Consider the following 12,336-nt stretch of genomic DNA (forward strand, 5'->3'; position numbering starts at 1 on the left):
GCCGCTTCGTTTTCGCTGTCAACAAGTTTTTTCAATTTCGCGAAAGTTTTTTTTCGCGGCCCCGTCGGGGCAACTCGTTGGCGCGAGGGAGACTTATGTCTCATTTTCAGACCCGCGTCAAGAACTTTTTTGCCATCCGGGAAAATTTCTTTTCCCGTCGTCCTTTCGGACGTGGCCGGCTCGTTGGTGCGAACGGCTTTATGCGCCTTTTCAACTCCACCGTCAAGCATTTTTCCGCAAAAAAATTTGCGGATTTGCTCCCCGCTGACTGATTATTCAATCAACATACCGAAAAGACACAGAAAAGTGTTTGCATTTTTTTCAAGTAACATGCTGTCCCTTCCCCCACCGCTACAGGCAAGGCCGGAATGAGGCCCTCGCAATGCATCCCCCCCCCCCTGCTCTCCGCGCGCCTCCGATACAGCGCCACAAAGCCGCCGCCGGAGCCCCCTGACAGCTCCCTCTTCATCATAATGGTGGCACCCCTCAATGAGGGCACTCCCAAGCCCTCGGCTTCCTCCTACGACGAGCGGACTTTCCCGTACGTCCGTATCCGGCTGCCCTCTTCGGCCATAAAAAAAGCCGGGAAAGGTCTCCCCTTCCCGGCCTGTCATGGCTGATGCTCCTAATCCCCCACGATCAGGGTACTGCCTACGCGCAAATTCTGGGCATCGACCCCGTCATTCCAGCGCTTGATATCCTCCACCGAGACATCGTTCTTGCGGGCGATGCCCCACAAACTGTCACCGGCCTGGATGGTATAGGTCTTGGTGCGGGAAGCACGGGAGGCCTTGCCCTTCGGCGAAGTCTGCCGCTCGGAAGAAGAGGGGCGTGACGCCGCGGCGCCGCCCTTGCCGGGGATGGTCAGACGCTGGCCCACCTGCAACTGGCTGGGGTCGTCGATATTGTTGCAGGCCTGCAGATCGCTGACCGAAACGCCGAACCTTCGGGCCACGCCGTAAAGAGTATCGTTGGGCCGCAGCACGTAGACGCCGCCCGAAGGTTCGGGCCTGCTGCGCTCCTGTCTGTCCCGGTCGGACGAGAGTTCTTTCCGCGAGGGCTTCCCGTCCGCCGCGGCCACGGCCGAAGGCGACATGGGCACACCGCGCGGCAACAGCAGGGTATCCCCGGCGTAGATCTTCTTCTTTTCGGGGTTGGCGGCCTGGATGCGTTCCAGGGGCACGCCGCTGCGCTTGCTGATCCGGGCCAGAGAGTCGGACGAGGTCTGCACCTTGGTGGGACGCCAGTTGGCAAAGGCCGAAGCCGACGGCGAACGCAGGAAGGCCTGGGCCTGGGCCTCGTTCTGGACCGGCACATAGACGAAGGTGGAGCGCTCGGTGGACGAGATGGTCCGCTTGTGATGCAGGTTATAGCCCTGGAAGCTTTCCCAGCTCAGGCCGCAGGCACGGCTCAGGGCGATGAGGTCGGTACCGGGACGGGCCGTCAGGCGACGGACAGGGGCGGGCTTGTCCTGATCCACGGGCGTGAAGCCCAGCTGGGGCAGGTTGCGCATGATCTTGCTCATGGCCAGGAAGCGCGGCACATACTGTACGGTCTCGGGCCGCAGACGGGCTTTTTCGTCCAGCTTGTGGTTGCGTTCCACCACTTCGTAGAAATTCCGGGCGCCCGTACCTTCCTTGGCCCGGCTCATCTTGCCCTCACCGGCATTGTAGGCGGCGATGGCCGTGGGCCAATCGCGGAAGTCCCCGTACAGTTTCTGGAGATAGTCGGCGGCGGCTTCGGTGGCGCGGTAGGGGTCCAGGCGTTCGTCCAGCCACCAGTCCTGGGTCAGGCCGTATTTCATACCGGTATAGGGCATGAACTGCCAGGCGCCCAGAGCCCCCACGCGGGATTCCGCATCGGGCCGGTAGCCGCTTTCCACCAGGGCCAGATAGGCCAGTTCCTCAGGCATGCCGCGCGAACGGAAGACCTTGCGGGCATAGCCCAGATAGGGCTCGGCATTGCGGGAAAAGACAGTCATGGTCCCGCGCCCCTTACGCAAGAAGTGCTTGTATTGCAGGACGACGTCCGGCATGGAGGCCTTGTGGATGTCGCGGTCGATGCGGGCCGTGTTCTGGAAGGCGGCCAGTTCCGTGGGGGTCAAAGGCTCGCCGCCCTCGTCGCCGGGGATGATGAGGGACGGCATGGAAAGGGGCTGTCCTTTTTTCTGTTTGCTGCCGCAGCCGCCTGCCAGCAACAGACAGAAGGCCAGAATACAAAGCACCCCCAGACGTGCGCGGCCCCTGCCGGACCAATCAGGAAAGAACATGCTTACTCCCGTGCCCCCGGCTTGCCATGTGCCGGGAAGCTGCGTACACAAAAACGGATCGGGACCTCTTCCCGGTCCCTCCCTGTAACAACGCCCCCAATCATGGAGACGCCATGAATCAAACTTCCGAGACCCCGCTCCTGCCGGGCATGAAGCCCGTGCTGGAACTTTTGCGGACCGACCCGCAACGCATCGACCTCGTCTTTTGCAAAAAAGGCCTGCGTACCCGGGATGCCCAGGACGTGCAGCAGCTGTGCCGCCAGAGCGGCGTGCGCTTCAGTCTGGTGGATCAGGCGGCCCTGGACAGGCTCTGCCGCGAGGCCGCCCAGCAGAACGGCAATGATGCCGCGCCGCTCAACCATCAGGGCGTGGTGGCGCGCCTGACGGCCACGGATTTCCGTGATCTGGCGGACGTGCTGCAGGCCGCGGCCGAAGCGCCCCTGCCGCTGGTGGTGGCCCTGGACCAGGTCCAGGACCCGGGCAATGTGGGCACCCTGTGCCGCACCCTGTATGCCCTGGGCGGCGCGGGCGTGATCCTGCCCCGCCACAACAGCGCCTATCTGGGCCCTGCGGCCCATCGTGCGGCTGCCGGGGCCCTGGAACGCCTGCCCGTGGCCCGGGTGACCAACCTGGCCCATGCGCTGGACGAAGCCGAAGAGGCGGGCTTCAGCATCTACGGCGCGGGCTGCGGCCCTGACGCCGCCGACGCGTTCGAACACGCCATACAGCTGCCCGCCGTGCTGGTGCTGGGCAATGAAGACAAGGGCCTGCGCCCCGGTGTGGCCAAACGCTGCGGCCGGATGCTGCGCATCCCGCTGGCGCGCAAATTCGATTCGCTCAACGTGGCCCAGGCAGGCGCCATCCTGCTGGGGCTGGCCGCCATGCGTCGCCAGGGATAACAAAAATAAGCCCCTGCGCCGCATGCTGGGGGAAAAATAGCTTGGCCGCCAACAGGCGTCAACAGGAAAGGCCGCCGACAGCGCGGCCGGCAAGGGAGTTCCCCCGGGAGCTCCCTTGTTTTTTGGGTCTGCCGCCGGAAGAGTGCCTCTGTCCGCGTATGCCTTGACTTCCCTGCCGACAGCGATATTTTGAAATATATTTCAAATCAAGGATATCCCATGCGACCGCAAAAATTGCGCCTCATCGCTGCCAAGCCCGCATGCCGACGCTTCTCCCCTGATACAGGGCACGACGCGCCCGCCATGACGCTGGGCCTGGACATGCTGGAGGCACTGCGCCTGGCTGATGCCGAAGGGCTGTCGCAAGAAGAGGCCGCCCGGCAGATGGAGATCTCTCCGCCCACGTTCTGCCGCCTGCTGGCCGAAGCCCGCCGGCGTGTGGCTCAGGCCCTGACCCGGGGGCTGCCCCTGGTCATGGAGGGCGGTCCCGTACGGCTGCGTTGCCAGCACCACGCCGGGGGAGAGGGCCCTCACGGCGGACACGGGCACGGGCAGCATCCGGATGGGGCGACGCGGACGCCCGGGACCGCAGAGCAGACAGAGGAGCCGTGTCCTCCTGCCCGTCCGCGTGGCGGGCACGGCTTCGGGCATGGCAGGAGACGCCGGACATCACGCTGATTTCCGGTCCGACGACGCACACCGGCGCAGGCGGCATGATGCCGTACAGGGGCGGCGCAAAGGAGTGACAGACATGCTCTGGACGAAACTCGGCATGGGCCTGCTGGGCATGGCAGGCAAGGGACTGGCCGGCAGCGGCCTTTTGCAGACCCTCAGCCAGGGGCTGGGCAGCGGTAGCGGTAAAGGCGGCGGCTCCGGTAAAGGCATGGGATGCGGCAGAGGCGGCTCCCTGCACGGCAGCGGCATGAAGGGGAGCCGCAGCGGCAAAGACGGCAAGGGCTGCCGCCAAACGGACGCCCCGGCCCTTGATGAGCTGCTGACCGGCCTCCTGCAACGCCAGACCACCGTGGGCGAGACCGTACGTACCTTCCTGCCTGCCGCGTCTCCGCACGAGGCCGGAGCGGAGACCATCGACGTGCAGGCCCTGCCCGCAGGCACCGCAGCATCGACGGCCGTGGACAACACGGATATGGAAGCCGCCATGCGTGCCCTGCTGGGGAGTATCCACCATTTCAGCGACGGACGTGTCCGCCTGCGTCATCCCCTGTTCCGGGAAAGCAGCACGTTCGGGGCCCTGTACACGCTGCTGTGCGAGGGGACCGGCATCCGGGACGCCACATTCAACGCCGTCACAGGCTCCGCGCTGCTGACCTATGATCCCGGCCAGACGAGCCGCAAGGAGTTCCTGCAGCAGGCCCTGCCCCTGGGGGCCTGCCTGCTGGAATGGGAGGCCCGGCACTCCTGATCTTGCCCGGGCCTGCTCCGTCCCGGCGGACAGACCTGCCCTACGGCCCGGTGATGCGGCATAGCTGCAAGGTGACAACGTATAGGGCACAGCCTGCTCCCCGCCCTCTTCACCCAAAAGGCTGCAGCTCACCCGCTCTGGCCCAACACCATGAAAGAAAAAAGGAGCCTGTCAGTGACAGGCTCCTCTCATAGCATCGTGATGGTCCGTTACGCGGGGACCTTGGGCGGACGGGGACCGAAGATGTCCGTACCGATGCGCACCAGGGTGGCCCCTTCGGCCACGGCGGCGGCAAAGTCGCCGGACATGCCCATGGAAAGATGGGGCAGCGGCAGGCCGGTACGCGCCCGCATGTCCTCACGCAGACGGTACAGGCGGGCAAAGTAGGGCCGGGCGGCCTCGCCCGCGTCGAAGACGGGCGGCAGGCACATGAGCCCCTGCATCTCCAGATGGGGGCAACGGGTCAGCACATGCTCCTCCAGCTCGGGCAGGGCATCGGCCATGATCCCGGCTTTCTGGGGCTCCTCGCCCACATTGATCTCGCACAGCACGGGCTGGACCACGCCCAGCGCGGCGGCGCGCTTTTCCAGGGCGTCGGCCAGCTTGACGGAATCCAGGGTGTGCACCAGGGCAAAGGCCCCGGCCACCTGGGCGGCCTTGCGGCTCTGCACATGACCGATCATGTGCCAGCGGATGTCACGGCACTGGGGCTGCGCCACCAGATCCTGCCGTTTCTGCAGGGCCTCCTGCACATAGTTCTCGCCAAAATCCACCTGTCCGGCGGCGGCCACACAGGCCACGTCCTCGGCCGGATGCAGTTTGGAAACGGCGATCAGGCGCACCTCTTCCGGCTTGCGACCGGCACGGGCAATGGCCTCGCCCAGCCGATCCAGCACGGAAAGATAGCGCTCACGCAAGGCGGAATCATCCATCATGCATTCCTCTACAGGGATTCGGCCCCCATGCCCAGCTCGCGCAGGAAGGCCGTATCTTCCGTCCAGTTCTCGCGGACCTTGACCCACAGTTCCAGGTGCACCTTACCGCCGATGAGCTCGCGGATGTCCTGACGGGCTTCCATGCCCACCTGCTTCAGCACCGAGCCGCCGCGGCCGATGACCATGCCCTTGTGCATGGGACGGGCCACATAGATGACGGCGTGGATGATGGTCTGCTCACGTTCGGGATCTTCGTCCCAGTTCTCCACTTCCACGGCGATGCCGTAGGGCACTTCCTGACGCAGGTGCAGGAAGAGCTTTTCACGCACGATCTCGGCGGCCATGAAACGCACCGGAGCGGTGGAGATCTGGTCTTCGGGGAACTGGGCGATGCCCTTGGGCAGCTGTTTCTTGATAAGCTTGGCCAGCTCGGGCAGGCCGTCCTTGTTCAGGGCCGACACCGGGAAGATCTCGGCGCGGGGCCACATCTCGTTGAGACGGGTCAGCAGGGGCAGCATGCGGCTCTTGTCGGCGAACAGGTCCACCTTGTTGGCCACCACCACCATGGGGCGTTCGTCACTGGCCAGGGCCTCGGCCACGGGAGCCAGGTCGCGGTCCAGATATTCGGGATGGCGGATGTACAGGTGGGCGTCCAGCACGGGCATGATGACGTCGGCCTGGCCAAGGCTCTGCCACACGGCCTGAATCATGGTCTTGCTCAGGCGGCCGCGCACCTGCGACAGGCCGGGCGTGTCCATGAAGATGGCCTGGGCATCGTCGTCCGTCAGGATGCCCACGATCTGGTTGCGGGTGGTCTGGGGCTTGGGCGTGACGATGGTCACCTTCTGGCCCATGAGCCCGTTCAGCAGCGTCGATTTGCCGGCATTGGGCGGGCCCATGAGCGCCACCCAGCCGCAACGGTAATTCTGACCGTTCATTGTTTTTCCTCGTATATATGTAATGAAAAAATGAGTGTCTGAGCCCTGTCTCCCATATCCGGCGCGCCTGGTCAAGCGCGGCGAAGGCCCGCCCGGCCATCAGGAGGGCAGCCCGCCGCAGGGCGGGACAGCACATGACGGGGCAGCTGCAAAGAGCGGCAAAAGGGAGCGATGCCACCGGGACCGGGCAGGGAGACGGCCCGGCGATCCGTCATGCCACAAGGGAAAGGAAGACGGGGAAACCGGCACAGGAAAAGACTGCCCCGCCGCAAGGGAGAGGCCGCACGCCGCACAGGCACGGCCGGACATCCCGGCCCCGCGCGCTACGGCAGGAGCTAGAGCCGGGGATCGTCCACAGGGACCTTCCGGCCCGTGCGGGCTTCCAGCCAGGCCCGGATGCGGGCGTGTGAGGCGGCCCGTACCCGGTTCTTCTCCTCCATCATGCGGGCATCGGCCTGACGCAGCAGCACCTCGGGCGCCACGGAACCGTCATCGGAGCCTGCCAGCCCGAAGGAGAGCTCCAGCGGCAGGCCGCCGGCGGCATTCCACGCCTCCAGGGCCTTGCGGATGGTGGACAGCCGCTCGCGCACCACACTGGCGGGACAGGACAGCACCATCACGAACTCGTCCCCGCCCAGACGGGCCAGGCAGTCTTCCTGCCGGATATGCTTCAAAAGCTGCTGCGCCGCGGTACGCAGCAGTTCGTCTCCGGCGTGGTGGCCAAGATGGTCGTTGATCATCTTCAGGCCGTTGACATCGGCCATGAGGACGCTCAGGGGCCCCCTGTCCTTGTGTACCTGCTGGAGCAGCCCGTCCAGATGGTAACGGTTGTACACCCCGGTCAAGGGGTCGAGGCGGATCTTCTTTTCCAGCACGTTGCGGTCGTGCTGGAGGGAGCTGATGTCCGTATGCATGCCCACGATGCGCAGGGCCCGTCCCTGACTGTCCCTGCTGGTCACGCAGCCGCGCCCCAGCACCCACAGCCAGGTGCCGTCGGCCCGCCGGATGCGGTAGGTACAGGAGAAGGCATCCCCCTCCGCGGGGGAAGCCGCGACCCGCATCTGCATGTTCACGGTCTTCTCGTAATCGTCGGGGTGCACGGCGCGCACCCACGAATCCAGCTCGGCGGGATAGGTCTCGGGCGTATGCCCCAGCATGGACAGGTAGTTTTCGCTGTAATAGACCTTGCCGGTGGTGGCGTCCCAATCCCAAAGGCCGTCGCTGCAGGCATCCATGGCCAGCAGCAGACGGTCGGCACCGCCCACAGGAGCGGCCTTGCCCGCCAGAAAAGGCGCCAGACTGCCCGATACCACCAGGGCCCGCCCATCCCTGTCACGGTGCAGGACCGAGGCCGTCAGCAGCAGGGGAAGCTCTTCGGAACGGGAAGGCATCAGCAGCAGGCTCTGCCGGCCCGAACACAGGGGGATGTCCAGCCAGCGGCGCAAGCGTGCCAGCGACCCCGCCGCCCGGTACAGGCGGCGCAGACGGCGCAGGGCGGCCCTGTCCAGCGGCCCGGCCCCGGCTCCCAGCCCCAGCAGACCGGCGCAGCGGGCATCCAGCAGCAGGGCCCCTTCCTTACGGACATAGGTCCAGTAGCCACCGTCTTCCCCTGCCGGCAGGGAAGCCTCATGACGCACGTCGAACGTGCCGAGGATCGTCTGCGGCCTGCCGTCGGCATCGCACTGGATGATGCTCAGGTCTTCGCGAACATGCCGCCCGTTGTAGGTATAGGCACAGCTCAGGCAGCCGGGCCCCTGCCCTGCCAGGGCCATCCGGCGCTGGCGTTGCAAAAAGCGACGCTGCGGTTCCGGCAGCCTGTCCAGAAAATCCGCCATGGTCTGCGGCGCCGTCTCCGGCGTCAGGCCCAGCAAAAGCAGGGCCGGCGCGCAAAAGACGAGGCTGTCCGTCGGCAGATGCCAGGTAAAACAGGGGGTGGAGTGAGTAGGAAAGGACACGGTCCCTCACTTGTGTTCGAATGCGAAGAGTACCGCCATCCTACCCAAAAGTGATATTAAAAATCAACTTTACGATATTTCCCTGTACTGGCGGACTGTTATCAAAGGCCCCGGCCCTGGGCCGCCTCATCGGGATAAAGGCTTTCCATATGAGCCAGGAAGGACGCATAGCGGTCCTCCAGAATGGCCTGGCGTGCCTGCCTGACCACATTGAGGAAATAGGTCAGGTTGTGCAGGGAGTTGAGGCGGAAGGCCAGCAGCTCCTTGCTGACATACAGATGACGCAGATAGGCACGGGAGAACGTCCGGCAGGTGTAGCAGTTGCAGGCCGGATCCAGGGGGCTGTCGTCCTCGGCGTATTCCTTGCGCTTGATGTTGACCTTGCCCAGCGAGGTATAGAGCGTGCCGTTGCGCGCGTTGCGGGTGGGCAGCACGCAGTCGAACATGTCGATACCGGCATTGATGCCGTGGGCGATGTCCAGCGGCGTGCCCACGCCCATGAGGTAGCGGGGCTTGTCCTTGGGCAGCTGGGGCGCCACTTCGTACATGAAGTCGTAGAGCATGTGCTTGCTCTCGCCCACCGAAAGGCCGCCGATGGCGAAGCCGTCGAAATCGTGGCAGCACAGCTCCTCGATGGAGCGCTTGCGCAGATCCTTGAAGAAACCGCCCTGGGTGATGGCGAACAGCAGGTTCTGGCCGCTGCCCTGCGGATAGGCCGCACGGGCGCGCAGGGCCCAGCGCGTGGTCAGGGCCAGGGACTTTTCCGTATAGGCATAGTCCGCGCCGTAGGGCACGCACTCGTCCAGCACCATCATGATGTCGGAATTGAGGTTGCGCTGGATGCCCACCACGCTCTCGGGCGTGAACAGATGCTTGGAGCCGTCCAGATGGGAACGGAACTCCACGCCTTCCTCCCGGATCTTGCGCAGGGAACTCAGGCTGAAGACCTGGAAGCCGCCGCTGTCGGTGAGGATGGCGCCGGGCCAGGAGGCAAAGCCGTGCAGGCCGCCGTGCCGGGCCACCAGCTCGTCACCGGGACGCAGGTAAAGGTGGTAGGTATTGCCCAGGATGATGGGCGCGCCGATGGCGGCCAGATCGTCCGGCGCGATGGCCTTGACCGAGCCCACGGTGCCCACGGGCATGAAGATGGGGGTGGGGATGACGCCGTGTGCCGTGCGCACCTGACCGGCGCGGGCCGCATTGTCGCTGTGTTCGAGTGTATAGACGGATTGTGTCATGGCGGGCAGACTAGCCGGATGGGCGCGGAAAGACAAGCCGTCCGGGGCCGGGATTTTTTGCCTGTGAAACCCGGCCGTTGCCGGAATCACGGCAGACTTTCCTTGTGCCTGCCGGGCAATGTTGCTATGCTGCCTCCCTGTTTTTCATCCGAGGAGCCGTCATGAGCTGCACTTTTACCCCTTCCCGCTGTCATATCCGCCTGGGAGCCCTTGTCCGCAACTTCAGCCGCATGGGCCGGCCCGACAGACTCATGCCTGTCATCAAATCCGATGCCTACGGTCACGGCATGACCGAAGTGGCCCACGCCCTGGACGCCGCCGGCGCCCGCCATTTTGCCGTGGGCACCGTGGCAGAGGGCATCTGCCTGCGCCAGGACGGCCTGGCCCAGACCATCCTGCCCCTGCTGGGCTGCCAGAACGACGAAGACTGGCAGCAGGCCAACGCCTGCGGCCTGACGCCCCTCATCACAGGTTTCGACGCCCTGGAAAAGGCCGCCGCCCTGAGCAGCCCCGCCGATCCCTGGGGCGTGGCCATCAAGCTGGATACGGGCATGAGCCGCCTGGGCTTCAGCGCTGAAGACATCCCGGCCCTGCTGGAGCGCCTGCGCGCCTGTCCCGGCCTCAAGCCCACCCTGGCCGTCTCGCACTTCCCCTGTGCCGACATGCCGGAAAAGGAAGATTTCACCCGCCGCCAGCTGGAAAAGTTCACGGCCATGACCGACAGCCTGCGGGCGGCCTACCCGGCCCTTAAGCGTTCCCTGGCCAACTCGGCCGGGACCATGGGCTGGCCCGAGAGCCGCTTCGAGCTCTGCCGCCCGGGCTTCTCGCTCTACGGCGGCAACCCCTTCCGGGGCACGGCCTGGGAGGAACGCGGCGCGGGCCTGGAACCCGTCATGGAAGTGAGCGCCCCCCTGCTGCAGGTGCGCCACCTCAAGCCCGGCGAAGGCATCTCCTACGGCCAGACCTTCATCGCGCCGCGCGAGATGAGCGTGGCCGTGGTGGGCGCGGGCTATGCCACGGGCTACCCCCGCGGCGCATCCGGCCGCATCCATGTGCTGGTCAACGGCCGCCGTGCGCCCCAGGTGGGCCGCATCTGCATGGGCATGTTCATGATCGACGTCACGGGCCTGTCGGCCCGCGCCGGTGACCTGGCCTGGCTGCTGGGAGGCCCTGCCGCACCGGGTGAGACGCCCGTCGGCATCGACGAACTGGCCGAAGCCTGCGGCGGCTTTTCGTACGAGCTGCTTTGCCTGCTGGGCCAGGGCAGCCCGCGCGTGTACCACAAGTAAGCCGTGGCGCAGCGCCCGGCATACGGCATCCGTCCCGGATATGCGGGCAAGACTGTCCCTGCCCGTGACGGACGGCGGAACGGCCCCGCAGCCGCTCCAAAAAAGATTTTTCCGCCGCTTTTGCGGCCAAAAACTTGACAGACGCGCCGCTTGCGGCTATAGAGCGTCTTCCCTTGCTCGTACCAGAGGGGTACGGGCTGTCAGTCCAAAAGGAGATAACCATGCGGAAATTTGAAACCCTGCTCCTCCTTTCGCCGGAGCTGTCCGCTGAGACCCGTGAGGGCATCCTGACCGCCCTGACCGGCGTGGTGGAACGCGAAAACGGCGTGATGGAAGAAGTGGATCACTGGGGCATGCGCGATCTGGCCTACCCCGTGCGCAAGCAGATGCGCGGCTACTATGTGCGCCTCGTGTACCAGGCTCCCGCCGAACTGGTGGCCGAACTGGAACGCAACGTGCGCATCACCGACGGCATCTTCAAGTTCGTGACCGTCAAACTGGCTGAAGAAGTGGAGGTCGCGTAATGGCTTTCAAGAAGAAGTTTGCCCCCCGTCGCAAGTTCTGCCGCTTCTGCGCGGACAAGGATCTGCCCCTGAACTACAAGCGCCCTGACATCCTGCGCGACTTCATCACCGAACGCGGCAAGATCATCGCCCGCCGCATCACCGGTACCTGCGCGCACCATCAGCGTCTGCTGACCCGCGAAATCAAGCGTGCCCGCCAGATGGCCCTGCTCATCTACACCGCCACGCATGATTCCACCGTCAAGAAAAAGAGCATGATCTAAGGAGGCGCACATGAAACTGATACTCCGCGCCGACGTGGAAAATCTCGGCAACCTTGGCGACGTCGTCACCGTGAAGCCCGGCTACGGCCGTAACTTCCTGCTGCCCCAGGGCCTGGCCATGGTGGCTTCCGAAGCCAACATGAAGGCCTTTGAACTGGAACGCAAGAAGCTCCAGGAACGCATGGATGCCCTGCGCGCTGACGCCCAGGCCCTGTGCGCCAAGCTGGAAGCTCTGGAAGTCGTCATCCCCATGCACGTGGGCGACAACGACAAGCTGTACGGCTCCGTGACCAGCAGCATCATCGGCGATGCTCTGGCCGCTCTGGGCGTGGATGTGGACCGTCGTCGCATCCTCATGGACGCCCCCATCCGTACCCTGGGTGATCATCCCGTGCGCGTGCGCCTGCACGCCAGCATCGTGGCCACCGTGCCGGTGAAGGTCGTTTCCGACCATCCCGTGGTGGAAGAAGAAGCCCAGCCCGAAGCCGAAGCTGAAGCTCCCGCCGCCGAAGCCGAATAAGGCCGGCGTCGGCCTTCCGGCCAATGCTGATCGAAGCCCCGCTCATCGAGCGGGGCTTTTTTCATGCCTGTCGTCTGCATCCC

General features: G+C 65.1%; 13 protein-coding genes. 8 read left to right on the top strand and 5 right to left on the bottom strand.

Going from position 1 to position 12,336, the window contains the following annotated elements:
- Window positions 1-272, top strand: a 272-nt coding sequence (locus ACQRBR_RS06885; protein ID WP_427812635.1) for a hypothetical protein, incomplete at its 5' end; no start/stop codon positions are given.
- A 353-nt stretch (window positions 273-625) separates the two neighbouring features.
- Here ACQRBR_RS06885 and ACQRBR_RS06890 read toward each other — a convergent pair.
- Window positions 626-2,269, bottom strand: coding sequence for a LysM peptidoglycan-binding domain-containing protein (locus ACQRBR_RS06890; RefSeq protein WP_427812636.1), 1,644 nt, complete (start codon window positions 2,267-2,269; stop codon window positions 626-628).
- Between the two features lie 113 nt (window positions 2,270-2,382).
- Here ACQRBR_RS06890 and ACQRBR_RS06895 point away from each other — a divergent pair, with 113 nt between their 5' ends.
- The 3 genes from ACQRBR_RS06895 to ACQRBR_RS06905 all read left to right on the top strand — a co-directional run bounded on the left by ACQRBR_RS06895 (window position 2,383) and on the right by ACQRBR_RS06905 (window position 4,591).
- On the top strand, window positions 2,383-3,168 hold the full coding sequence (locus ACQRBR_RS06895; protein ID WP_427812637.1) for a TrmH family RNA methyltransferase: 786 nt from the start codon (window positions 2,383-2,385) through the stop codon (window positions 3,166-3,168).
- 219 nt (window positions 3,169-3,387) lie between these two features.
- A complete protein-coding gene (locus tag ACQRBR_RS06900) occupies window positions 3,388-3,846 on the top strand; it encodes a DUF134 domain-containing protein (protein WP_427812638.1) in 459 nt (152 codons plus the stop codon).
- A 73-nt stretch (window positions 3,847-3,919) separates the two neighbouring features.
- Window positions 3,920-4,591 carry a hypothetical protein gene (locus ACQRBR_RS06905; RefSeq protein WP_321126718.1) on the top strand — a complete coding sequence of 224 codons (672 nt, stop codon included), beginning with the start codon at window positions 3,920-3,922 and terminating at the stop codon, window positions 4,589-4,591.
- 209 nt (window positions 4,592-4,800) lie between these two features.
- Here ACQRBR_RS06905 and ACQRBR_RS06910 read toward each other — a convergent pair whose 3' ends face one another.
- The 4 genes from ACQRBR_RS06910 to tgt form a co-directional block, all read right to left on the bottom strand.
- Entirely contained in the window at window positions 4,801-5,526 is a 726-nt protein-coding gene (locus ACQRBR_RS06910) for a YggS family pyridoxal phosphate-dependent enzyme (RefSeq protein ID WP_427812639.1), read from the bottom strand.
- A gap of 8 nt (window positions 5,527-5,534) precedes the next feature.
- Window positions 5,535-6,464, bottom strand: a complete 930-nt coding sequence (gene era, locus ACQRBR_RS06915) for a GTPase Era (protein ID WP_006008984.1) — start codon at window positions 6,462-6,464, stop codon at window positions 5,535-5,537.
- Between the two features lie 335 nt (window positions 6,465-6,799).
- Window positions 6,800-8,419, bottom strand: coding sequence for a GGDEF domain-containing protein (locus ACQRBR_RS06920; RefSeq protein ID WP_321126721.1), 1,620 nt, complete (start codon window positions 8,417-8,419; stop codon window positions 6,800-6,802).
- Window positions 8,420-8,520: 101 nt separating this feature from the next.
- Window positions 8,521-9,657: a tRNA guanosine(34) transglycosylase Tgt gene (gene tgt / locus ACQRBR_RS06925; protein WP_006008977.1), complete on the bottom strand. Its 1,137-nt coding sequence runs from the start codon at window positions 9,655-9,657 to the stop codon at window positions 8,521-8,523.
- A 161-nt stretch (window positions 9,658-9,818) separates the two neighbouring features.
- Between tgt and alr the strand changes: the two genes are divergently transcribed.
- The 4 genes from alr (at window position 9,819) to rplI (ending at window position 12,253) form a co-directional block, all read left to right on the top strand.
- Window positions 9,819-10,946 (top strand): alanine racemase, encoded by a 1,128-nt coding sequence (gene alr, locus ACQRBR_RS06930; protein ID WP_303880661.1) that lies wholly within the window; start codon window positions 9,819-9,821, stop codon window positions 10,944-10,946.
- A 221-nt stretch (window positions 10,947-11,167) separates the two neighbouring features.
- The gene (gene rpsF / locus ACQRBR_RS06935; protein ID WP_040370053.1) at window positions 11,168-11,470 is read left to right on the top strand and encodes a 30S ribosomal protein S6; all 303 of its coding nucleotides are present in this window, start codon (window positions 11,168-11,170) and stop codon (window positions 11,468-11,470) included.
- A complete protein-coding gene (rpsR, locus tag ACQRBR_RS06940) occupies window positions 11,470-11,733 on the top strand; it encodes a 30S ribosomal protein S18 (RefSeq protein WP_006008972.1) in 264 nt (87 codons plus the stop codon). The genes rpsF and rpsR overlap by 1 nt, the downstream gene beginning before the upstream one ends.
- Window positions 11,734-11,743: 10 nt before the next feature.
- Entirely contained in the window at window positions 11,744-12,253 is a 510-nt protein-coding gene (gene rplI / locus ACQRBR_RS06945; protein ID WP_006008970.1) for a 50S ribosomal protein L9, read from the top strand.
- Window positions 12,254-12,336: the final 83 nt, after the last annotated feature.

This window comes from Desulfovibrio sp. SGI.133, assembly GCF_050313955.1.
GTDB lineage: Bacteria > Desulfobacterota > Desulfovibrionia > Desulfovibrionales > Desulfovibrionaceae > Desulfovibrio.